General features: G+C 71.0%; 19 protein-coding genes. 14 read left to right on the top strand and 5 right to left on the bottom strand.

Going from position 1 to position 21,901, the window contains the following annotated elements:
• Positions 1-28: 28 nt before the first annotated feature.
• Positions 29-997 carry a D-2-hydroxyacid dehydrogenase gene (locus ACYVF3_RS22300; protein ID WP_461156190.1) on the bottom strand — a complete coding sequence of 323 codons (969 nt, stop codon included), beginning with the start codon at positions 995-997 and terminating at the stop codon, positions 29-31.
• Between the two features lie 212 nt (positions 998-1,209).
• On the opposite strand from ACYVF3_RS22300, the gene ACYVF3_RS22295 reads away from it, so the two are divergent.
• The 4 genes from ACYVF3_RS22295 (at position 1,210) to ACYVF3_RS22280 (ending at position 4,080) form a co-directional block, all read left to right on the top strand.
• Positions 1,210-1,728 carry a DUF3830 family protein gene (locus ACYVF3_RS22295; protein WP_461156189.1) on the top strand — a complete coding sequence of 173 codons (519 nt, stop codon included), beginning with the start codon at positions 1,210-1,212 and terminating at the stop codon, positions 1,726-1,728.
• Positions 1,718-2,479: a maleate cis-trans isomerase family protein gene (locus ACYVF3_RS22290; RefSeq protein ID WP_461156188.1), complete on the top strand. Its 762-nt coding sequence runs from the start codon at positions 1,718-1,720 to the stop codon at positions 2,477-2,479. The genes ACYVF3_RS22295 and ACYVF3_RS22290 overlap by 11 nt, the downstream gene beginning before the upstream one ends.
• Positions 2,480-2,628: 149 nt before the next feature.
• Positions 2,629-3,351: a maleate cis-trans isomerase family protein gene (locus ACYVF3_RS22285; protein WP_461156187.1), complete on the top strand. Its 723-nt coding sequence runs from the start codon at positions 2,629-2,631 to the stop codon at positions 3,349-3,351.
• Positions 3,352-3,390: 39 nt separating this feature from the next.
• Positions 3,391-4,080, top strand: a complete 690-nt coding sequence (locus ACYVF3_RS22280) for a GntR family transcriptional regulator (protein ID WP_461156382.1) — start codon at positions 3,391-3,393, stop codon at positions 4,078-4,080.
• Positions 4,081-4,262: 182 nt separating this feature from the next.
• On the opposite strand, the gene ACYVF3_RS22275 is transcribed toward ACYVF3_RS22280, so the two are convergent.
• Positions 4,263-5,741: an NAD-dependent succinate-semialdehyde dehydrogenase gene (locus ACYVF3_RS22275; RefSeq protein WP_461156186.1), complete on the bottom strand. Its 1,479-nt coding sequence runs from the start codon at positions 5,739-5,741 to the stop codon at positions 4,263-4,265.
• 145 nt (positions 5,742-5,886) lie between these two features.
• Between ACYVF3_RS22275 and ACYVF3_RS22270 the strand changes: the two genes are divergently transcribed.
• Positions 5,887-7,143 (top strand): aspartate aminotransferase family protein, encoded by a 1,257-nt coding sequence (locus ACYVF3_RS22270; RefSeq protein ID WP_461156185.1) that lies wholly within the window; start codon positions 5,887-5,889, stop codon positions 7,141-7,143.
• A 175-nt stretch (positions 7,144-7,318) separates the two neighbouring features.
• The gene (locus ACYVF3_RS22265) at positions 7,319-8,458 is read left to right on the top strand and encodes an LCP family protein (protein WP_461156184.1); all 1,140 of its coding nucleotides are present in this window, start codon (positions 7,319-7,321) and stop codon (positions 8,456-8,458) included.
• A gap of 70 nt (positions 8,459-8,528) precedes the next feature.
• On the opposite strand, the gene ACYVF3_RS22260 is transcribed toward ACYVF3_RS22265, so the two are convergent.
• Positions 8,529-9,371: a lysozyme gene (locus tag ACYVF3_RS22260; protein WP_461156183.1), complete on the bottom strand. Its 843-nt coding sequence runs from the start codon at positions 9,369-9,371 to the stop codon at positions 8,529-8,531.
• A gap of 293 nt (positions 9,372-9,664) precedes the next feature.
• On the opposite strand from ACYVF3_RS22260, the gene ACYVF3_RS22255 reads away from it, so the two are divergent.
• The 8 genes from ACYVF3_RS22255 (at position 9,665) to ACYVF3_RS22220 (ending at position 19,647) form a co-directional block, all read left to right on the top strand.
• Entirely contained in the window at positions 9,665-11,425 is a 1,761-nt protein-coding gene (locus tag ACYVF3_RS22255) for an ABC-ATPase domain-containing protein (RefSeq protein ID WP_461156182.1), read from the top strand.
• A 76-nt stretch (positions 11,426-11,501) separates the two neighbouring features.
• Positions 11,502-12,161: a phosphoribosyltransferase gene (locus tag ACYVF3_RS22250; protein ID WP_461156381.1), complete on the top strand. Its 660-nt coding sequence runs from the start codon at positions 11,502-11,504 to the stop codon at positions 12,159-12,161.
• Positions 12,162-12,430: 269 nt separating this feature from the next.
• On the top strand, positions 12,431-12,838 hold the full coding sequence (locus ACYVF3_RS22245; RefSeq protein ID WP_145739155.1) for a hypothetical protein: 408 nt from the start codon (positions 12,431-12,433) through the stop codon (positions 12,836-12,838).
• Positions 12,839-13,111: 273 nt separating this feature from the next.
• Complete coding sequence (locus ACYVF3_RS22240; RefSeq protein WP_461156181.1) at positions 13,112-15,484, top strand: ATP-dependent Clp protease ATP-binding subunit; 2,373 nt, start codon at positions 13,112-13,114, stop codon at positions 15,482-15,484.
• Between the two features lie 71 nt (positions 15,485-15,555).
• Positions 15,556-16,551, top strand: a complete 996-nt coding sequence (locus ACYVF3_RS22235) for an alpha/beta hydrolase fold domain-containing protein (RefSeq protein WP_461156180.1) — start codon at positions 15,556-15,558, stop codon at positions 16,549-16,551.
• Between the two features lie 175 nt (positions 16,552-16,726).
• Positions 16,727-17,182 carry an STAS domain-containing protein gene (locus ACYVF3_RS22230; RefSeq protein ID WP_461156179.1) on the top strand — a complete coding sequence of 152 codons (456 nt, stop codon included), beginning with the start codon at positions 16,727-16,729 and terminating at the stop codon, positions 17,180-17,182.
• 32 nt (positions 17,183-17,214) lie between these two features.
• Complete coding sequence (locus ACYVF3_RS22225) at positions 17,215-17,742, top strand: DUF1697 domain-containing protein (protein ID WP_461156178.1); 528 nt, start codon at positions 17,215-17,217, stop codon at positions 17,740-17,742.
• 279 nt (positions 17,743-18,021) lie between these two features.
• Positions 18,022-19,647: an ATP-binding cassette domain-containing protein gene (locus ACYVF3_RS22220; protein WP_461156177.1), complete on the top strand. Its 1,626-nt coding sequence runs from the start codon at positions 18,022-18,024 to the stop codon at positions 19,645-19,647.
• Here the strand turns inward: ACYVF3_RS22220 and ACYVF3_RS22215 are convergent.
• Entirely contained in the window at positions 19,644-20,417 is a 774-nt protein-coding gene (locus ACYVF3_RS22215) for an enoyl-CoA hydratase/isomerase family protein (protein ID WP_461156176.1), read from the bottom strand. The two genes, ACYVF3_RS22220 and ACYVF3_RS22215, sit on opposite strands and share 4 nt — an antisense overlap.
• Complete coding sequence (locus tag ACYVF3_RS22210) at positions 20,407-21,897, bottom strand: tripartite tricarboxylate transporter permease (protein ID WP_461156175.1); 1,491 nt, start codon at positions 21,895-21,897, stop codon at positions 20,407-20,409. The genes ACYVF3_RS22215 and ACYVF3_RS22210 overlap by 11 nt, the downstream gene beginning before the upstream one ends.
• Positions 21,898-21,901 lie beyond the last annotated feature (4 nt).

The raw sequence follows: 21,901 nt of genomic DNA, 5'->3' as shown, positions 1-21,901 counted from the left end.
GTCTCCCTGGTGTGCGCCCGGGTGGGTGTCAGCTGGTGACGTAGCCGCGTTGTTTGTCGACGACGTTGCGCAGGTCGGTGTCGTCGGTGAAGGCGCGCAGGTTGGTCAGGAACAGGTCGACGAGTTCGTCGGTCCATCCGACGGTGTCGCCGGACATGTGGGGGGAGATCAGCACGTTGGGCATGTCCCACAGGGGTGATTCCTGGGGGAGGGGTTCGGTGTCGAAGACGTCGAGGGCGGCGCCGGCGAGCTGTTGTTGCTGGAGGGCTTTGATGAGGGCGGGTTCGTCGACGAGTTCGCCGCGGCCGACGTTGATGAACCGGGCGGTGGGGCGCATGGCGGCGAGGACGTCGGCGTTGATGAGGCCGTGGGTTTGTGGCGTGAGGGGTGCGGCGAGCACGAGGTGGTCGTAGTCGCCTGCGATGGCGGGCAGGTCGTCGGAGGGGTGGACGTCGCCGAAGTCGGGGTCGTCGGTGCGGGCGGTGCGTCCGGCGCCGGTGACGCGCAGTCCTGCTGCGGTGAGTTGGCGGGCGATGGCGCGTCCGATGGGTCCGGTGCCGATGACGAGGGCGGTTTTGCCTTCGATGCGTTCGGTGACGCGGTGCTTCCACTGCTTGGCGTCTTGCAGGCGCAGGGTGGTGTGCATGTCCTTGGCGAAGGTGAGCACGGTGCCGAGGACGTATTCGGCGATGGGCTGGTCGAACACGCCGCGGGAGTTGGTGAGCTCCACGGGGGAGTCGCGCAGTTCGGGGAACAGGAGGCGGTCGACTCCGGCGCTGGCGGAGTGGATCCAGCGGAGCCTGTCGGCGTGCGTCCAGGCGTCGGCGATGGCTTGGGAGCGGAAGGCCCACACGAACATGGCGTCGGCGCCGGGCAGGGCTTCGGGGAGCTGGTCGCCGGTGGCGTAGCGCAGTTCGGCGTGCTCGGCGATGCGGGCCATCTCGTCGGGGGCGTCTCCGTCGTGGAGGACGACGACGGTGGGGCGGGTGTTGACCATGGCGATGACCTTAAGGCCGAAGGGGTGTCCGGTGATCGTCTCCCACGCCGGTGGGGTGCGTGTTTGCCCTGCGCTGGGCGGGTGACGATGAGCATCGGTGAAGGCATTGACACGCTAGGAACGGTTCGTAGGATTGTCAACAATCCACTGGTGACGCCGGTCCGGTCCTGGCGGAGAATTGATGGTGCCCCACTGCGAGGAATGGATCACGGATGCCCAGGTACTTGTCGATCACGCTGGAGAAGCGCGGCGTGTCCTGCGTCGCGGAGCTGCTCGACGCCGATGCTCCCCGGACGTGCGAGGCGGTGTGGAACGCGCTGCCGCAGGTCGGGCCGGTGCACCACGCCAAGTACGCCCGCAACGAGATCTACACGATGGTGCCGCGCTTCGCCGAGGACGAGCCCGGCCAGGAGAACCCGACGGTCACGCCGATCCCGGGTGACGTCGTCTACTTCTCCTTCCCAGGCGGGATGCTGGACCGGGAGTTCAAGCAGGACAAGGGGATCGAGAGCCTGCCCGGGGTGATCGACCTGGCGATCTTCTACGGGCGCAACAACCTGCTGCTCAACGGTGATGTGGGCTGGGTGCCAGGCAACGTCTACGCCACGATCGTGGAGGGCTTGGCCGAGATGGCCGAGGCGTGCAACGACGTGTGGCGTTCCGGCAGCGTCGGGGAAACCCTGCGCTACGAGCGCTTCGAGGGTTCGGTCGGGGGTCGCCATGCCACTTGATGATTTTCTCGGTGCGGTGAGCGGCCCGGTGCGGCAGCGGGGCGTGGGTGTGATCGCCCCGTTCGACCTGGCGCTGGACCGCGAGCTGTGGCGGTGGGTGCCGGAGGGGGTGTCGTTGCACCTCACGCGCACGGCGTTCGTGCCGGTGCCGGTCAGCGTCGAGCAGGCCAACCTGGTCTCCGACGAGGCCTCGGTGCACGCGGCCACCCGCGACCTGCTGGTGCCGGAACCGGAGGTGGTGGCCTACGCGTGCACCTCCGGCAGTTTCGTCGACGGCGCCGGTGGGCAGCGGCGGCTGGTGGAGGTCATGCGCGATGCCGGTGCGCCGGCGGCGGTGACCACCTCCGGTGCGCTGGTGCAGGCGCTGGAGGTGCTCGGGGTGAGCAGCGTGTCGATCGCGACGCCCTACGTCGTGAGCATCACCGACCGGTTGCGCGCCTTCCTGGGTGAGCACGGGGTCGAGGTGGTCGCGAGCGTCGGGCTGGGGTTGCACGGTCAGATCTGGAAGACCGGTTACCGGGACGTGGTGGAGATCGTGCGGGCCGCGGACCGGCCCGAGGCCGAGGCGATGTTCATCTCGTGCACCAACCTGCCCACCTACGACCTGATCGGTCCGCTGGAGCAGGAGTTGGGCAAGCCGGTGCTGACGGCCAACCAGGTGACGATCTGGGCGGCGCTGCGCGAGATGGGGCTGCGGGCGATGGGCCCGGAGCAGCGGTTGATGCAGGCGGTGGACGCTCCGGCCGCGTGAGCGGGGCGGTAAAGATGACGTCACGAACGTTCCGGTGGCCGGGAACCCTGCGGTAACATTGTCAACAATCGACACCTCGTTCCGGTGTGCCGGGCGAGGGTTCGCAGGGTCGTGGTCGTTGGACGTCGAGAACAGGATGGAGCTCCCCGGTGCCGCACACCGCAGGAATTCTGTATCCCGGCTACAGCGCCGAAGACGACTACCCGACCTTGGAGCGGATGCTGGGCGAGGACGTCCGGCTCCCGCTGGTGCACACGCTGATGCGCGAGGACGCCCACCGGGTGGACGCGCTGCTGGACGTGGGTTCCGACGAGGTCTTGGCCGAGGGTGCGCGGGCGTTGGGCCCGGTGGACTCGGTGATCTGGGCGTGCACCTCCGGCAGTTTCGTCTTCGGCTGGTCCGGTGCGCGCGAGCAGGTGGAGAAGTTGCAGGCGGTGACGGGGCTGCCCACTTCGAGCACGTCGTTCGCGTTCGTGCACGCCGCTGCTCTGCTGGGGTTGCGGCGGGTCGCGGTGGCCGCCACGTATCCGGCTGATGTGGCCGATCGGTTCGTGGACTTCCTGCGTGCCGGGGACCTGGAGGTGGTCCGGCTCTCCAGCAGGGGGATCGTGACCGCCGCCGAGGTGGGCACGCTGGGTCGCGAGCAGGTGCTGGCCTTCGCCGAGGCCAACGATGATGACCAGGCCGAGGCGTTGCTCATGCCCGACACCGCGCTGCACACCGCGGCGTGGCTGGAGGAGATCGAGCAGCGGCTGGGCAAACCGGTGTTGACCGCCAACCAGGTCAGTGCCTGGGAGGCGTTGCGGCTGGCCGGGGCGGGCTTGTCGCGCGAGGGATTGGGAACGCTGTTCCGGACTGGAGCAGGCCGGTGACCCCGGTGGTCGTCGGCGAACAAGGAAATGGTGAGCGGAGTGCTCGGGACCGAGGAGCAGCATCAGCCGGGTGATCTGGAGCCGGTGCAGCGCAAGTCGACGGCGGCGATCGTGGCCGATCAGCTGCGGGCGGCGATCATGTACGGGTCGTTGCCGCCCGGGTCGCAGCTGGGTGAGGCGGAGTTGGCGGCGCGGCTGGGAGTGAGCCGGGGACCGTTGCGTGAGGCGATGCAGCGTCTGGTCGCCGAGGGGTTATTGCGCAGCGAGCCGCATCGAGGGTTGTTCGTGATGGATCTGCACACCGAGGACGTGGCCGACATCTACGTGGCGCGGCTGGCGGTGGAGCGGGCGGCGTGCGAGCAGATCGTGCGGCATCACCGGGTGGAGGCGGTCGCGGAGCTCACGGCGGCGCAGTCGCGGATGGTGGCGGCAGCGGGCAAGGGCGATGCGATCGAGCTGGCCGACGCCGATCAGGAGTTCCACGAGACGCTGGTGCGGGTCTCGGGCAGCCCGAGGTTGCAGCGGATGGCGCAGACGTTGCTGGTGGAGAAGCGGATGTGCCTGACGGCGTTGCAGGACAAGTACCACGCCGATGTTCAGGCGCTGGTCGACGAGCACAAGGGCTTGGTGGATGCCATCGAGTCCGGTGACGAGGCGTTGCTGCTCTCGCGCCTGTCGGAGCACATGAACGACGCCCTCGACCGTCTCAACGGTTCCATGGCCGAGTGACCGCGTTCCTCCGGGGACGTGTGCGAGGCCGGTCCCAGTTTTAGTCCAAACCGAGCCATGATCGTGTCCGAAATGTCGGCTCAGTTTGGACTAAAACTGGGAAATGCCACGAAAGGGGGGTGGGTGAGATCCCGTGCGGGGTCTCACCCACCCCCCTTTTTTTCTCCGTCGTCGTGGTGCGGTCAGAGTCCGCCGATGGAGACGTACTTGGTCTCCAGGAACTCGTCGATGCCGACCTTGCCGCCTTCGCGACCCAGACCGGAGGCCTTCACGCCGCCGAAGGGTGCGGCCGGGTTGGACACGATGCCCTGGTTGAGCCCGACCATGCCGGTGTCGAGCGCTTCGGTGACTCGCAGGCCGCGCTGCAGGTTCTGCGTGAACAGGTAGCTGACCAGCCCGTACTCGGTGTTGTTGGCGTGAGCGACGGCTTCGCGCTCGTCGGTGAAGGTGGTGATCGGGGCGACCGGCCCGAAGATCTCCTCGTGGCCCATGCGCGCGCCGGTGGGCACGTCGGTGAGCACGGTGGGGGTGTAGAAGTAGCCGTCGCCGCCGTGCTTGCCGCCGCCGGTGATGACCTGGGCGCCTTGGGCGACGGCGTCGGAGACGAGATCGGTGACCTTGTCGAGCTGCTTGCCGTCGATGAGCGGGCCGACCTGGATGTCGTCGGAGACGCCGCGACCGATGGTCAGCGAGGACATCCGCTCGGCGAGCTTGTCGGAGAAGGCCTGGGCGACGTCGGCGTGGACGTAGAAGCGGTTGGCGGCGGTGCAGGCTTCGCCGATGTTGCGCATCTTGGCCTGCATGGCGCCTTCCACCGCGGCATCGAGGTCGGCGTCGTCGAAGACGAGGAACGGGGCGTTGCCGCCGAGTTCGAGGGAGACCTTGAGGACCTGCTGGGCGGACTGCTCGATGAGCTTGCGGCCGATCGCGGTGGAACCGGTGAACGACAGCTTGCGGGCGCGCGGGTCGCGGATCATGGGTTCCATGACGCCGCCGGCGTTGGCGGAGGTGACGACGTTGAGCACGCCGTCGGGCAGTCCGGCTTCGCGCAGGATGTCGGCCAGCGCCAGCATCGACAGCGGCGTCTGGTGGGCGGGTTTGATCACCGAGGTGCAGCCGGCGGCGATGGCGGGCCCGATCTTGCGGGTGCCCATGGCCATGGGGAAGTTCCACGGGGTGATCAGCAGGGCGGGGCCGACGGGCTGGTGGGTGACCAGGAAGCGGCCGGAGCCGTTGGGGGCCACGGCGTAGTCGCCGCCGATGCGCACGCCCTCTTCGGCGAACCAGCGGAAGAACTCGGCGGCGTAGGTGATCTCGCCGCGTGCTTCGGGCAGCGGTTTGCCCATCTCCAGGGTCATGAGCAGGGCGAGGTCTTCGCGGCGCTCGATGAGGATCTCGTAGGCGCGGCGCAGGATTTCGCCGCGTTCGCGGGGCGGGTGCTTGGCCCAGTCGGCTTGGGCGTCGTGCGCGGCGGCCAGGGCGGCCAGGGCGTCGTCGGGGGAGGCGTCGGCGACCTGGCAGAGAGTGGCCCCGGTGGCGGGGTCTTCGACGGCGAAGGTGCGTTCACCGGTGGCGTCGCGCCACTTTCCCGCGATGAACAGCTGCTTGGGGGCGGCCTCGACGACGGTCGCCTCGCGGGGGTGCGTTGGGGTGGTGGTCATCGCTGCCTGAACCCTCCTGGGTGTCGACTGGATGTGCTCGAGTGCCAACCTAGTCCGCTTCGGTTGTGGACACCGGGTGTTGCTGATGGTTGCATGACTGCCTAGATTGTCAACAATCCTACATTCTGCACGCTTGGAGTCGATCATGACGGAGCTCTCCCCGGCGCTCAAGCAGGCGACCCCGGTGCTGGCCGCACGCGGCGAAGGGGTCTACCTCTACGACGAGTCCGACCGCCGCTACCTGGACTTCACCGCCGGCATCGGTGTCACCAGCACCGGACACTGCCACCCGCGCGTGGTCGAGGCCGCCCAGCGCCAGGTCGGCACCCTCATCCACGGCCAGTACACAACGGTCATGCATAAACCGCTGCTGGAGCTGACCGACCGGCTCGGTCAGGTGCTGCCCGAGGGTCTCGACCGCCTCTTCTACGTCAACTCCGGCAGTGAAGCCGTCGAAGCCTCGGTGCGGTTGGCGCGACACGCCACCGGACGGGCGAACATCATCGCCTTCCAGGGCGGCTTCCACGGGCGCACGATGGGTGCGGCCGCGCTGACCTCTTCCGGGGTGAAGGTGCGCGCCGGGATCGGGCCGATGATGCCGGGCGTGGTGTTCACCCCGTTCCCGGAGGCCTACCGGCAGCAGTGCAGCACCGAGGAAGCGGTGCGCCGCGCGCTGGCGGAGTTCGACCAGCTGCTGGTCACCCAGACCTCGCCGCGCGACACCGCCGCGATCATCATCGAGCCCGTGCTGGGCGAAGGCGGCTACATCCCGGCACCGCCGGAGTTCCTGGCCGGTCTGCGCCAGCGCGCCGACGCCCACGGCATCCTGCTCATCGTCGACGAGGTGCAGACCGGCGTGGGCCGCACCGGCCGCTTCTGGGGCCACGACCACGCCGGCATCCGCCCCGACATCCTCATCACCGCCAAGGGCCTGGCCAGTGGCTTCCCGATCTCGGCGATCGCCGCCGGCGAGGAGCTGATGAGCAAGGCGTGGCCGGGTTCGCAGGGCGGCACCTACGGCGGCAACGCCGTGGCGGCGGCCGCGGCGCTGGCGACTCTCGAGGTGGTGGAGCAGGAAGGGCTCGTGGCCAACGCCGACGAGCAGGGAGCGCGGCTGGCCGAAGGGCTGCGCAAGGTCGCCGCCGACCACCCCGTCATCGGTGACGTGCGCGGACTCGGGCTGATGCTGGGCAACGAGTTCACCACGCCCGAGGGTGCCCCGGACGGCGCCACCGCCGCCCGCGCGCACGCCGCCGCGGCCGAGGCCGGTCTGCTGCTGCTCACGTGCGGACCGCACGGCAACGTGGTGCGGATGATCCCGCCGCTGATCGTCACCGCCGAGCAGGTCGACGCCGCCATCGAACTGTGGGCGACCGCCGTCCGCTCCGCCGTGGCAAGCTAGGGCGAGCGCTGGTGGTGGGTGTGAGATCTTGCTCGCACCCACCACCAGCACAAACCCCGAACCTCGGATTACTGTTCGATAGCGGCGGCCACCTGCGCCACGTGCTTCTGAAATGCTGCACGCCACACGGCGGCGCGTGCGGGACGCGTCGCCAACAACCGACGCAGGTGTGCACATGAGCGACTGGTCGGCGGGTGGACCGCCGAGGCGAAGGCCGCAAGGCGGCGGCAACAGGTACGACTACTACCGCGGCGCCGAGCCCCCGCAGGGGCGGCGCCCGGGGCCGCCACCGCCACCTGGAGGGCGTCCGCGCGGCGACCGTCCCCAGCCACCGCCGCCGCGCAGGCCACCGCCGCGCAAGAAGGCCGGCTGGGGCAAGCGCATCGGTGTCGCGCTGCTGATCGTCGCGGTGCTGCTGGGTGCGCTGGTGTTCTACTTCGACAGCATGCTGCAGCGCACCGCCGCGCTGGACTTCGAGGGGCAGGCCGGCGACTCGGCGGGCACCAACTGGCTGCTGGTGGGCTCGGACTCCCGGGAAGGCCTCGACGACGCGCAGCGCGAAGAGCTCTCCGCCGGCGACGCCGGGGGCCGCCGCACCGACTCGATGATGCTGGTGCACATCCCCAGCGGCGGTGGGCAGCCCGCGCTGATCAGCCTCCCGCGCGACTCCTACGTGTCCATCCCCGGCCACGGCAAGACCAAGCTCAACTCGGCGTTCTCCTTCGGCGGGCCGCAGCTGCTGGCCCAGACCGTCGAGCAGAACACCGGCGTGCACATCGACCACTACGCCGAGATCGGGTTCGGCGGCTTCGCCGACCTCGTCGACGCCGTGGGCGGGGTGGACCTGTGCCTGGACAAGCCCATGGAAGACCCCATGGCCAACGTCCACCTGCCCGCCGGCTGCCAGGAGCTCGACGGTCCGCAGGCGCTCGGCTTCGTCCGCGCCCGCTACTCCCTCGACGGCGGTGACCTCGAACGCGCCGAGAACCAGCGCAAGCTGCTGGGCGCCCTGGTCGACCGGGGCACCAGCCCCGCCACGCTGATCAACCCCTTCCGGCTGTTCCCGCTGGCCTCCGGGGCGAGCAAGACGTTCCTGGTCAACGACAACGACCACATCTGGCACCTCATGTCGCTGGCACTGGCCATGGGTGATGTCAGCAGCGGCCAGGGCGTGACCACGCAGGTGCCCTTCGGCAAGTTCGGCGAGGACTCCAACGGCGGCTCGGTCATCGTCTGGGACAAGGACGAGGCCAGCCAGATGTTCGAGGCGATCAACAACGATCAGCCCATCCCGAAGGAACTCCTCGGCCCCTGACCGCCGACGACGATGAAGAGGGCCACCCCCGCCATCCGGGGGTGGCCCTCTTCGTCGTGCGCGGCCTGCTCTACCCGGCCAGACCGTTGAGCTGACCCATGTCGCCGTTGAAGGCGTCCTGCCCGCCGGGCAGCGGACCGGCGTCGCTGTGCTGCCAGATCGACTGGAAGGACCAGCCCGCGGGAAGCGGCCCGATCTCCGGGGCGTACCGGGCGATCCACAGTGGATTGTTCACCGCGAAGTCCGGGTTGCCGCCGGTGCACTGGTTCCACCACGACGCCGTCGTGTAGATCATCGGGAACCGGCCCGTGCGCGCCTGGTAGGTGCTGGAGAAGTCCGCGATCCAGTGCGACATCCCCACCGGGTCCAGCCCGTAGCAGGTCTCGCCGTAGGGGTTGTGCTCGATGTCGAGGACCCCCGGCAACGTCCCCGTGCCCGGCGCCCACCCACCGCCGTTGTCGGCGAAGAAGTGCGCCTGCGCACCGCCGGGAGAGCGGTCCGGCAACGCGAAGTGGTAAGCACCGCGCACCATCCCCGCCGCCGCGGCCCCGTGGTACTGCGAGGCGTAGGAGGAACTGCGGAACCCGGTGCCCTCGGTGGCCTTGACGTAGGCGAACCGCGCACCGTCGGCGTAGGCCCGCGACCAGTCGATCTGCCCCTGGTGACCGCTGACGTCCATCCCGGCCACCGCCCCCGCCGGGACCTGACCCGAGGCGCGATCACCGGAAGCGCTGCGGCCCGCGCTGTAGCCGCTCCAGGCACCGTTGGGGTCGTTGGGATCCAGCCTGGGCGCAGCGGCCTGAGCCGGCGAGGCCACCCCCACCAGGGCGGCCACCACCGCCAGTAACACCATCGAGCCCGCGCGCCGGGGCGATGCCGCGCGACGCCGGTGACGACCGGGCTGTGGGAACATCTCTGGCCTCCTCACTGGACACCGGCACCCCCTGGGCCGGGATGCCGGTGCGCAAAGCGGGTGGTGCCGCGGAGGAAAACCCCCACCGCGGCCTGCCCGAAAGGTCGTTGACGGCTGATCTTGCGCGCGCCCGCAGAGGATAACCCGACGTCACCACCCACGCCGGATACCGACGCGCGAGTGTTTCGCATTTCAGCGAAAACCCGCCGCCCAGAAGGGTCCACTGTGTATCCACTGTGGCCCGGATCATCGTGGATTGGAGATTCCGGCGCCGCTGAGGTAGCCCTGTGCACATGGCACAGCGATACGGCGGCCGGGGCGGCCCCCGGCACGGCGGCCCCCGGAACTCACAGGCCCAGCAGCAACGCGACCCCGGCGCGCAGCGCGGCGACGCCCACCAGCTTCGGCGCGAGCTGCAGGGCATGCACGGCGCCAGCTACGGCCGCTACAAGTCGCTGACCGGAACGTGGCGCTTCGACGGGTTCACCCTGCAGGTCCAGCGCATCCAGCCCGACCCCTACGCCCCGGCCAGCCGCGTGCAGGTCACCGTCGACGCCGAGCACGCCGGCCTGCCCGCCCGGCTGTGGGACACCCCGGTGCGCGCCCGCGCGCTGGCCGGCTACCTGGGGCGCGCCCTGCACCGCGAGCTGGGCAAGAGCAGGCTGCGCGTCGACGCCGGCGGCCAGCAGGTGCTCGACCGCTCCTCCTGCCAGATCCGCGACGGCGCGATCCAGGTGCGGATGGGCATCGACATGCCCGGCCGGGGCCGCACCATCGACGGCCGCGCCGCCGAGGACACCCTCTGCGACGAACTGCCCGCAGCCGTGGACGCCGCGCTGCGGTGGGCGGCGGCCGATCACAAGCGGGCGGAGGCCTTCGTCGACAGCGTCGAGGACACCCACGCGCTGCGCGCCGGGCTCGACGAGCGCGGGCTGGTGGCGTTCGTGGCCGACGGCGCGATCCTGCCGCGCCGCAGCGGCATCGACGAACGCCCGCTGACCAGCGGTGTTCCGTTCTCCTCACCGGAATCGATGCGCGTGACGGTGCACCTGCCCCACCGCGGCGAGATCACCGGCATGGGCGTGCCCGAAGGCATCACCCTGGTCGTCGGCGGCGGCTTCCACGGCAAGTCCACGCTGCTGCGCGCCTTGGAGCAGGGCGTCTACGACCACGTTCCCGGCGATGGCCGCGAGCTGGTGGTGGCCCGGGCCGACACCGTCAAGATCCGCTCGGAGGACGGCAGGCGCGTGCACCGGGTCGATGTCAGCCCGTTCGTGTCGCACCTGCCCACCGGCGCCGACACGCGCGACTTCTCCACCGACAACGCCTCGGGGTCGACCTCGCAGGCCGCGGCGATCACCGAGGCCGTCGAGGCCGGGGCGGGCGTGCTGCTGGTCGACGAGGACACCGCGGCCACCAACCTGATGATCCGCGACGCCCGCATGCAGGCGCTGGTGGCCAAGGACGCCGAACCGCTGACGCCGTTCGTGGACCTCATCCGCCCGCTGCACAGCACCCACGGGGTCTCCACGGTGCTGGTGATGGGCGGTTCCGGCGACTACATGGACGTCGCCGACCAGGTGCTGATGCTCGACGCCTACCGGGCGCGGGACGTCACCGGCCGGGCCCGGGAACTCTCGGCCGAGAACCCCACGGGACGGCGCAGCGAGGCCGACGGCTATCCGCCGCTGCACCACCGGGTGGTCGAGCCGCGCTGCATCCCGACCGAGCGCCCGAAGATCCGCGCCCGCGGCACCGACGCGCTGAGCATCGGCGAGTCCACTGTGGAACTGCGCGGTGTGGAGCAGATCGTCGATCCCTCGCAGGTCACCGGGATCGGGCTGATGCTGGTGAGCTCGGTGCGCCGGGGCGTGCTCGACGGGCAGCGCAGCATCGCCGAGGTGCTGGAGGCGCTGGCCGCCGACATCGCCGAGCGAGGCGTGGAGGCGGTGGACGAGAAGTTCGTGGGTGATTTCGCCGTGCCCAGGCCCTTGGAGGTCGCCGCGGCGCTCAACCGGTTGCGGGTGCTGCAGGTGCGGGAACTGCGGGGCTGATGCCGGTTTGCCCGCCCCAGCCGGGTGGGCAACCTGGGGTGGCCCCGATGTGGTGGGAGGCGCGCTGATGCCTCGAATGCGCTCACGGCACCCCGGCGCGACCGGATACGCCGACCGCGCCCACGCCGGTCAGGTCCTGGCCGGTCACCTGCACGGCCTCGACCTGGTCGATCCGGTGGTGTTCGGGCTCGCGCGCGGTGGTGTGCCGGTGGCCGCGGAGGTGGCCCGCGAGCTGGGTGCCGCGCTGCGGGTGTGCGTGGCCCGCAAGATCGGCGCCCCGGGGCAGCCCGAGCTGGCGCTGGGCGCGGTGACAGCGCACGGCCCGCCCAGCTACGACCAGGCTCTGGTGCGGTCCTTCGGGCTCGACGAGCAGGACCTGGCAGGGGCGTGCGAGCGGGAGCGGGCCGAGGCCGCGCGCCGCGAGGAGCTCTACCGCGGTGCGCCGGCGGCGCTGGAGGGCCGGGACGCGGTGCTGGTCGATGACGGGCTGGCCACCGGTGCCACGGCGCGGGCGGCGTTGCGGATGCTGGCCGAGGCAGGGCCGCGGCACCTGGTGCTGGCGGTTCCGGTGGGGTCGCCGGAGTCGGTGCGGGCGTTGCGCGGGGAGGCCGATGTGGTGGTGTGCGTGCTGCAGCCGGTGCGCTTCGCCGCGGTCGGCCAGTGGTACCGGGATTTCGCCGCCACCGGTGACGCGGAGATCAACGCGCTGCTGAGCGAGCTCGGCGAGGGCGGCTGACGCCTTCACGATGCGCGCAGCGGCGGGCGCGGTGGGTGATCTTCGCTGGTGGCGTCGAGCGGGCCGTGGGGTGGCCGGGATGGGTTCAGCGGGGTCTGAAGATAATGCTTGCGCATCGCCTTCACCACGCTCGGCGTCGACGCGCTAACCTCTCCGCACCTACTCCTGTGCTGCGACAAGCCCGGGATCCGGCACAGCCCGTGCCAGATCGCCGGGGTGTGTGGTGGTCGGGGTGGAGTTGGTATTGGATTCGGGTTGATTGGTTCGCTATGACTGCCGCTGGACATTCCGACCACTCGTCGTCACAGGCGGGGAAGCACGGCCCGCCGTCGCGTCGCTCGGGCAGACGCGGTGAGGACGCGGGAGGCGAGTCGGGTTACTCCTCGGAGGTCGCCCGTCAGGTCGGTGAGGCGACTGTGGCGCTGGGTGAGCGGCTGCGCGATCCGGGTGTGGCGCACAGCGTCGAGGAGATCGAGAAGGTCATGCGTGGTTTCTCGCTGACCGTGGAGGGCATGTCGGGTGGCTTGTCGGGGGTCACCGAGTGGCTGCGCGCGGCCGGTCACGTCGGGCCGCTGTCGGGGCACGCGAGCGTGATGTCGGAGCGCTTGTCGCACATCGGCAAGGAGCTCTCGCGACTGGCCGATGCCATAGAGCAGGCGCAACAGCGCGCGAGCTGAGCGCCGCGCACCCGCTGGAGGGGTGCGCGGCCCGGCCGTGCCACAATGATCATGCGCGGTCCGCGCCGACCATCCGGCGCGGTCGGGGAACCGTGCGCAGGGGTTTTGCGGGCGACGCCGAGGGGCGCCGGGCATCCCGGTGGGTCGTTGTCACCGGTCGAGGCTGCGGTGCTGGGCGGGGTCGGTGCTCGCCGGTGGAAGTTCGTCATCGCCTGCCGCGCCCGGTGTCGCCGGGTGCGCGGCGGGTGGTCGTCGTGTGTGGAGGTGTCCCGGTTGGATCGCGGCAGTGCCGGAGACTCCTCGGCCGCCTTCGATTCGCTGTTTCGCGATGTGCTCTCGGGTTCGGGTGAGTCGGCGGCGCAGTCGGCCGCGTTGAGCACGCTGCTCGACGAGCAGGCGCACGAGGTGGTGTCCCGGGCGGTTCGGGCCACCGTGGACTGGGGTTCGCGGGAGCTGGACGGCGCTCATCTGCTGTGGGCGGTGACGCAGGTTCCGGCCACGGCGGCGTTGCTGACCTCTTCGGGTGTGCGGGTGGGTGAGCTGGCCGAGGCGGTGCGTTCGGCGGTGATCGCCGTGCAGGAACCGCTGCTGCAGGGTTCGCCGGTGCTGGCGCCCGCGGCGCGGCGCGCGCTGCTGGGGGCCTACCGGCAGGCGCTGTCGGAGGGCGCGGACGTGGTCGGCGCGCGGCACGTGGTGCTGGGCTTGGCCGCCGACGCCGATTCGGTGGCCGGGCGGGCGCTGGCGCGGGCCATCGAGCTCGGCGAGGGCGGTGATGGCCGCAGCGTGCTGAGCTTGACGCCGCGGCTGGACGAGTTCGGGATGGATCTGACGGAGCTGGCACGAGCGGGCAAGCTCGATCCCGTGGTGGGCCGCGACGAGGTGATCGAGCAGGCCGTGGAGGTGCTGGGCCGCCGTTCGAAGAACAACCCGGTGTTCGTGGGTGACCCGGGCGTGGGCAAGACGGCGATCGTGGAGGGCTTGGCGCGGCGGATCGTGGCCGGTGAGGTGCCGTGGTCGCTGGCGGATCTGCGGGTGGTGTCGCTGGATCTGGCGGGCATGGTGGCCGGGGCGAAGTACCGGGGTGAGTTCGAGTCGCGGTTCCGCGACGTGCTCGCCGAGATCCGCGCCAACCGCGACAGCGTGCTGGTGTTCATCGACGAGCTGCACAGCATCGTCGGCGCCGGTGCCGGTGAGGGGTCGATGGACGCCGGCACGATGCTCAAGCCCGCGCTGGCCCGCGGCGAGGTGCGCCTGGTGGGGGCCACCACCGTGGAGGAGTACCGCAAGCACGTCGAGAAGGACCCGGCGCTGGAGCGGCGTTTCGCGCCGATCATGGTCGGTGAGCCGTCGGTGGCCGAGACCGTGGTGGTGCTGCGGGGTTTGCGGGAGCGCTACCAGTCGCATCACCGGGTGCGCATCGACGAGGCGGCGTTGCAGGCGGCCGCGGAGCTCTCGCAGCGCTACATCGCCGACCGGTTCCTGCCCGACAAGGCGGTGGATCTGCTGGACCAGGCGTGCAGCCGGGTGCGGTTGCGGCGCGGCGGGCAGGTGCGGTCGGCGGCGGTGTTCGAACCGACGGTGGTGGCCGATGACGTGGCCGACGTGGTGGCCACCCGCACCGGCATCCCGGTCGCCGATGTCAGCGCCGAGGACGTCTCGCGGCTGCTGGCGCTGGAGGAGCAGCTGCGGGCCAAGGTCGTGGGCCAGGACGCGGCGGTGCTGGCGGTGGCCGAGGCGGTGCGCCGCGCGCGGGTGGGGCTGGCCGATCCGGAGCGGCCGATCGGCAACTTCCTGTTCCTGGGGCCCACCGGTGTCGGCAAGACCGAGCTGGCGCGCGCTCTGGCGCAGGCGTTGTTCGGCGATCCGGGCCGGTTGCTGCGCCTGGACATGGGGGAGTTCCAGGAGAAGCACTCGGTGTCGCGGCTGATCGGCGCCCCGCCCGGTTACGTCGGCTACGGCGAGTCGGGGCAGTTGACCGACCGGGTGCGCCGCCAGCCCTACTCGGTGGTGCTGCTCGACGAGGTGGAGAAGGCCCACCCGGACGTGTTCAACACGTTGCTGCAGGTGCTGGATGCCGGCCGGTTGACCGATTCGCAGGGCAGGCTGGTGGATTTCCGCAACGTGGTGGTCATCATGACCTCCAACCTGGGGGCCGATCGCATCCTGGATTCCGGTGCGGACGCGTCCTCGTCGGCGGCGGTGGTGCTGGAGGAGCTGCGCGGGTTCTTCCGGCCGGAGTTCATCAACCGCATCGACGACGTGGTGGTGTTCCAGCCGCTGGGCACCGAGCAGCTGCGCCGCATCGGGCACCTGCTTCTGGAGCGCACGCGCGCGCAGCTGGAGGCCAAGGGCATGCGGTTGTCGGTGACCGAGGCGGGTGTGGACTGGCTGGTCGAGCGCGGGCACCAGCCGGAGTTCGGTGCGCGGCCGTTGCGGCGGGTGATCTCCCGGGAGCTCGACACGCGGCTGGCGCGGATGGTGCTGGCCGGTGAGGCCGCGGCCGGTGATGAGGTCACCGTGGACGCCGACGACGGGCGGTTGCGGTTGTCGGTGGGGCAGGTGTGGCGGCCGGTGGCGGGGGGAAGGCATGCCGCGCCCGGCGAGAACTCGCCACTTCCCGCCCAGCGCTCGGGTGCGTTCGGGTGATCGTCTTCCCAGACGGGTTCGATCTTGGCATGGTGGGTTCTTGATCGTTTCCGGTGTGGAGGTGGTGGCGGGTGCGGCTGGGTTGGCTGAGCGTGGCGGCCGGTGCTGCGGGGCTGTGGGGGATGCTCGCCGCACCGCGCGCGGGCGGCGGGCAGCCGTACGTGGTGATGCGGGAGCTGGTGTACGCGCCCAGGGTCGGCAACGCCCACCGCATGGATCTCTACCTGCCCGCCGAGGCGACGGGCCCGTGCCCGGTGGTGGTGTGGAGCGCGGGTTCGTCGTGGCTGGCCGACAACGGCAACACCGGTGGTGAGCGGGTGGCGCGCGCGTTGTGCGCCCGGGGCTACGCGGTGGCGGCGGTGGCGGTGCGCTCCAGCGAGCAGGCGCGGTTTCCCGCCCAGGTGCACGACGGCAAGGCGGCGGTGCGGTGGTTGCGGTCCCAGGCCCAGCGCTACGGGCTCGACGGTGAGCGCATCGCGGTGATGGGCAACGCCGCGGGTGGGTGGCTGGCCAGCATGCTCGGCGCCACCGCGGGTGTGGTGGCGCTGGAGGGAGACCTGGGGCCCGCAGGGGTTTCCAGCGAGGTGCAGGCGGTCGTCGACCTGTACGGGCCGACGGATTTCCTGCTGATGAACGGCCACATGCCCGAGGGAGCGATCGAGCGGTTCAACGGGATCACCGGTGGTGTGCGCGGGCACGACGACGCCGTCTCACCGGAGTCGCGGTTGATCGGCGCGGAGATCCAGACGGTGCCCGAACGGGTCGCTGAGGCCGATCCGTCGCGGTGGGTGCGCCCGGGCGGGCCGCCGTGGCTGATCCTGCACGGCGCGAGCGATCCGCTGGTGCCCTTCCACCAGAGCGCGCTGCTGCTGCGCGCGCTGGAGGCGGCGGGGGTGCCCGCGACGCTCTACGAGATGAGCGGGCGGGTGCACGAGCACGACTACCTCGACGAGACCCGCGACTTCACGCCACGGCAGGTCCACCACGCCGCCGGGGGAGGCGTGTCCGGCCGCGCGCCCGCGACGTGGGGGCTCATCGCCGACTTCCTCGACGCCGCCCTGCACTGACCTGGTCTCACACGAAAGTGGCAGCGCTTGTTGTCCGGTGGTGGTGGCTCCTACGGTGGTTGCAGCGTCCCCGGCCGCATCGGCGGGATGCGATCTTCCCAGCGCAGGGGCGGTTGCTCGACGCGGTGCGCGTGCGTGCACCAGACACCTGAGTTCGCCCACGATAGGGGGTAGCGTGATCGTCTCCAGATCCATGCCCGCAGAGGCCTCCCGCGGGGACGGCGACATCGTCGCACCGCGGGCCGCCGCCGATCCGGCCCTCGACACCGGTGCGCGGCGCACGGAGTTAACCGTGCGCGTGCAGTGGCCCCGGCGAGGGCTGGTGCTGGTGAGCGTCGGCGGCGAGGTCGACATGGCCAGCCTGCCGCGCATCACCGAGATCGTCCGCCAGCGGCTCACGGCCGCGCGCCTGCAGACCGCGATCGTGGACCTCTCGCAGGTCGCGTTCGCCAGCAGCGCGGCGCTGGAGCTGCTGATGCTGGCCTACAACGCCGCCGGCCGCCGCGAGGTGCAGCTGCTGGTGGTGCCGGGCACCGGGCCGGTGCGCAGGCTGCTGGAGCTGACCGGTCTGTCGGCGCTGTTCGAGCAGGCCGAGACCGTCGAAGACGCGCTGCAACTGGCCTCCCACTAGCCGGGGGTGCTCGCGGCGGGCAGGATCTGCTGGTGGGCACTTACGTGGCGTTGTTGCGGGCGGTCAACCTCGGTGCGCACGCGCGGCTGCCGATGGCGCGGCTGCGTGAGCTGATCGGCGAGCTCGGCTACACCGGGGCACGCACCTACCTGCAGAGCGGCAACGCGGTGTTCACCGCCGCGCTCGACGATCCCGGCCGGGTGGCCCGCTCGCTGCGGGAGGCGCTGGCCGCCGACGGGTTGAGCACCGAGGTCATGGTCCGCACCGGCGCGCAGCTCCAGGCGGTGGTCGAGTCCGGGCATCCTTTCGCCGGAGCCGAGGTGGAGCACACGAAGCTGCAGGTCGCCTTCCCGCTCGATCCCGTGACGCCCGGGCGGTTGCGCGGCCTGCCGAGTCCGGGCGGCGAGTCGGCGATGGCCCGCGACGGCGAGGTCTTCCTGCACTACCCGCAGGGGGTCGGCGTGTCGAAGCTGACCACCGCGACGCTGCAACGCCACCTGGGAACCCCGGTGACCTGCCGCAACTGGAAGACCGTGTCGGCGCTGGCGGGGATGTGCTGAAAATTCGGGTGCGGGCCCCGCGGGGGTGCCGGTAGCATCCGTGAGGTCCTGTTGCCGCCGAGAGAGGTGCCCGTTGCTCGACTGAGGTCCGCGATCACCACGCGAGACACCCCGCACGACCCCGCGCTTTCGCGAACGGGTTGTGGTGGACGGTGCGCGTGGATGCGACCTCGGTGACCGGGACGCCAGCACTCCGCCGGTGCTTCTCGCAGGAACCTCGCCGCGTGGTGCTCGCCGCACATGTTGTCCCCCTGCTTGCACGGCGAAGGCGAGACCCGCATGTCCACACCCGCACCCACGACGGTCACCTGCAGTGATCTGACGTTCACCTGGCCCGATGGTGGCAGCGTGTTCACCGGCCTCAACGCCGGATTCCCCACCGGAACCACCGGCCTCATCGGCGGCAACGGCAGCGGCAAGACCACCTTGCTGCGGCTGCTGACCGGACAGCTGGCGCCCACGGCCGGATCCATCAGCATGCCCGCCGCACCCGCCTACCTGCCGCAGACCATCACCACCCGCCTGCACGTGCGGGTGGCCGAAGCGCTGGGCATCGACGCGAAGCTGCGCGCGCTGGCGGCCATCGAAGCCGGCGAGGCCACCGAGGAGCACTGGGACACCATCGGCCAGGACTGGGACGTCGAACAGCGCGCCCAGGCCCTGCTCGGCGGGCTAGGCCTGGAGGGCATCGGGCTGCACCGGCGCGTGGAGGAGCTCTCCGGCGGGCAGACGGTGCTGCTGCACCTGGCGGCGCTGATGCTGGCCCGCCCCCAGGTGCTGCTGCTGGACGAACCCACCAACAACCTCGACCGCCCGGCCCGCCACCGGCTGCGCGAGGCGGTGCGCGGCTGGCGGCACGGAACGCTGATCGTGGTCTCCCACGACCGCGAACTGCTCGAAGACCTCGACCGCATCGCCGAACTGCGCGCCGGGGAGATCACCTTCCACGGCGGCGGGTTCTCCGCCTACCAGCAGGCGGTGGCCACCCAGCAGGCCGCGGCCGAACGCGACCTGCGCGCCGCCGAGGCCGACGAGCGCCGCCAGCAGCGCGAACTGGCCGAGAGCCAGGTGAAGCTGGCGCGCCGCAAACGCCAGGGCGCCAAAGCCTCCGAGAACATGCCCAAGATCCTCGCCGGTGCCCGCCAGCGCGCCGCGCAGGAATCAGCCGGCAAGCTCACCGGTGTGCAGCAGGAACGCCTGCAGGCGGCCCGCGACAAGCGTCGCGACGCGCAGCAGGCCGTGCGCAGCGACGAACGCCTGCGCCTGGACCTGCCCGCCACGCGGGTGCCCGCCGGTCGCGATGTGGCTCGGGTGAGCGAGGTGGTGCTGCCGCACTCCCACGCCCGGGTGGAGCTGGAGGTGCACGGGCCGCAACGCATCGCGCTGCTGGGCGGCAACGGCACCGGCAAGACCACCCTGCTGCGCGTGCTGGAGGGGACGGTGCCGCCGCTGGAAGGGCAGGTGTCGGTGCCGGTGACCGCCCGGTTGATGCCGCAGCGCCTGGACGTGCTGGACCCGGAGTTGAGCGTGGCCGGCAACCTGGCGCGGGCGGCACCGGGTCTTGAGCACAACGAGGTGCGGGCGCACCTGGCGCGGCTGCTGTTCACCGGAGACCGCGCCCAGCAGAAGGCGGGCACGCTCTCCGGTGGCCAGGCGCTGCGGGCGAGCCTGGCGGCGGTGCTGCTGGCCGAACCCGCACCGCAGCTGCTGATGCTCGACGAACCCACCAACAACCTCGACCTCGACGCCACCGGGCAACTGGCGTCCGCGCTGCGCGCTTTCGAAGGGGCGCTGATCGTGGCCGGTCACGACGTGGAGTTCCTGCGCGAGATCGAACCGACCCGGTGGCTGCTGCTGACCGACGCCCTCACCGAGATCACCGAGCAGGAAGCCGAGGGAATCTAGCGGCCGGTCCAGGTGTGGGGGGTCTTGTCCAAGAAGGCCCGGACACCGTGGTGGAAGTCGTCGCTGCCGAACACGGTGCGCACCAGGTCGTCGCCCTCGGGCACGGTGGCCAGCCGCAACCGGCGGACCGCTTCCTTGCCCGCCCACATCGTCAAGGGGGCGTGCCCGGCCAGCCGGTCGGTCATCGTCGCCACCACGTCGTCGAGTTCACCGACCTGGCACAGCTCGGTGACGAACCCCGCGCCGTGGGCTTCCTCGGCGGAGAACAACCGGGCCCGCAGCAGCAGATCCTTGGTGCGCGCGGGACCGAGGTGGAACACCAGCATGGAGTAGGTGTTCATCGCCAGGCAGTTGCCCAGGGTGCGCGCCACGGGCACCCCGAAGCGGCCCGTGGTGGTCGACACCCGCAGGTCGCACGCGGCGGCCAGGGCGATGCCCGCGCCGACGCAGAACCCGGAGATCGCCGCCACCGTCGGCACGGTGGCGGCCTCCAGGCGCCCGAACACCGCTTCCATGCGCCGCTCGTAGGCCACCCCGTCGTCCCCGCTGGTGAACTCGGCGAACTGGGCGATGTCGGTGCCGGCCACGAACGCCTCGTCCCCGGCCCCCCGCAGCACCATCACCCGGATGTCGGGATCGGTCTCGGCGCGTTCGATCGCGGACACCAGACCGTCGTACATCGCCCAGCTCATGGCGTTGCGCTGGGCGGGGCGGTTGAACGTCACGCGCAGCACGGGCCCGTCGGCGCTCACCAGCAGTTCATCGGACATCGGTGCGTTCCTTCCTGCCCGCGAGGCGGGTCACCATCGGTGCGGCCGCCATGGCCGCGGTCACGAGTCCGATCACCACGGCGATCGGCTGGGTGAACAGCAGCCACATGTTGCCGTCCAGCAGCGCCGAGGACTGCACGAGCGCTTTCTCCATCAGCCCGCCGATGACCACGCCCACCACCAGCGGCGCCATCGGCAATTCCAGGCGCTTCATGCCGTAGCCGACGAACCCGAAGATCAGCACGAGCACGACGCTGAAGAAGTTGTTGTCGATGGCGAAGGCACCGACGAAGCTGGTCACCAGGATCATCGGGTAGAGCAATCCGTAGGGCACTCGCAGCAGTTGGGCGAACACCGGGGCCAGCGGCAGGTTGAGCACCAGCAGAATCAGGTTGCCGATGAAGAACGACACCAGCAGCCCCCACACCAGCTCGGGCTGCTCGGTGAACAGCAGCGGGCCCGGCTGGATGCCGTAGACCGTCAACGCGCCCAAAAGGACCGCGGTGGTCGCGCCACCGGGGATGCCGAGGGTGAGGGTGGGGATGAAGTTGGCGTTGGCGGCGGCGTTGTTGGCGCTCTCCGGTGCCGCCACACCCTGGATGGCGCCGTGGCCGAACTGCGCGCGGTTGCGCGACACCCGCTTCTCCACCCCGTAGGCCAGGAACGACGCGAGGGTGGATCCGGCGCCGGGCAGCGTTCCCAGGGCGAAACCGATGAGGCTGCCGCGCCCGATCGCACCGGCCGAGTCGCGGATGTCGCGGCGCCGGATCACCAGATCCGCGAAACGGGCTCGGATCGGCCGCGCCCCGCCCACCCGAACCTGGTGCAGCACCTCGCCCACGGCGAACAGGCCGATGACGACCTCGACGTAGGGGATCCCGGAGAGCAGGTTGATGCTGCCGAAGGTGTAGCGGGCCTGACCGGTGCCCGCGTCGATGCCCACGCACGCGATCAGCACCCCGACGCACGCCATGGCCGCCGCGCGCAGCGTGGAACCGGTCGTGAGCACCACCATCGTCACCAGCGCCAGCACCATCACCGCCAGGTTCTCCGGCGGCCCGAACCGCAACGCGACCTGCGCGATCGGCGGTGCCAGCGCCGCCAGCAGCACCAGCGACAGGATCGCGGCCGCGAACGAGCCGATCGCCGCGATCGCCAGCGCCGCACCGGCCCGGCCCTGACGCGCCATCTGGTAACCGTCCAACGTGGTCACCACGCTGGCGGCCTCGCCCGGGGTGGACAGCAGCACCGAGGTGATCGTGCCGCCGTACTGGGCGCCGTAGTAGATCCCGGCCAGCAGGATCAGCGCCGTGACCGGCTCGACGGTCAACGTCAGCGGGATCAGGATCGCCACCCCGGTCGCCGACCCCATGCCCGGCAGCAACCCGATGACCGTGCCCAGCACGACCCCGGCGAAGCACCACAGCAGGTTCGTCGGCGTCAACGCCGTCGACGCGCCCAGCAGCAGGTTCTCCAGCACCGAG

The sequence above is a fragment of the Saccharopolyspora tripterygii genome, from assembly GCF_054778355.1.
Note: the sequence above shows the minus strand (reverse complement) of the source record. Positions and strands in the feature narration are given on the sequence as shown.

Bases quoted from the DNA above. Each gene is read 5' to 3' on its own strand.
- ACYVF3_RS22290 (WP_461156188.1), top strand. From the start codon at position 1,718: ATGCCACTTGATGATTTTCTCGGTGCGGTGAGCGGCCCGGTGCGGCAG.
- ACYVF3_RS22295 (WP_461156189.1), top strand. From the start codon at position 1,210: ATGCCCAGGTACTTGTCGATCACGCTGGAGAAGCGCGGCGTGTCCTGC.
- ACYVF3_RS22255 (WP_461156182.1), top strand. From the start codon at position 9,665: ATGGCACAGCGATACGGCGGCCGGGGCGGCCCCCGGCACGGCGGCCCC.
- ACYVF3_RS22220 (WP_461156177.1), top strand. From the start codon at position 18,022: ATGTCCACACCCGCACCCACGACGGTCACCTGCAGTGATCTGACGTTC.
- ACYVF3_RS22245 (WP_145739155.1), top strand. From the start codon at position 12,431: ATGACTGCCGCTGGACATTCCGACCACTCGTCGTCACAGGCGGGGAAG.
- ACYVF3_RS22215 (WP_461156176.1), bottom strand. From the start codon at position 20,417: ATGTCCGATGAACTGCTGGTGAGCGCCGACGGGCCCGTGCTGCGCGTG.
- ACYVF3_RS22250 (WP_461156381.1), top strand. From the start codon at position 11,502: ATGCGCTCACGGCACCCCGGCGCGACCGGATACGCCGACCGCGCCCAC.
- ACYVF3_RS22260 (WP_461156183.1), bottom strand. From the start codon at position 9,371: ATGTTCCCACAGCCCGGTCGTCACCGGCGTCGCGCGGCATCGCCCCGG.
- ACYVF3_RS22300 (WP_461156190.1), bottom strand. From the start codon at position 997: ATGGTCAACACCCGCCCCACCGTCGTCGTCCTCCACGACGGAGACGCC.
- ACYVF3_RS22265 (WP_461156184.1), top strand. From the start codon at position 7,319: ATGAGCGACTGGTCGGCGGGTGGACCGCCGAGGCGAAGGCCGCAAGGC.
- ACYVF3_RS22275 (WP_461156186.1), bottom strand. From the start codon at position 5,741: ATGACCACCACCCCAACGCACCCCCGCGAGGCGACCGTCGTCGAGGCC.
- ACYVF3_RS22270 (WP_461156185.1), top strand. From the start codon at position 5,887: ATGACGGAGCTCTCCCCGGCGCTCAAGCAGGCGACCCCGGTGCTGGCC.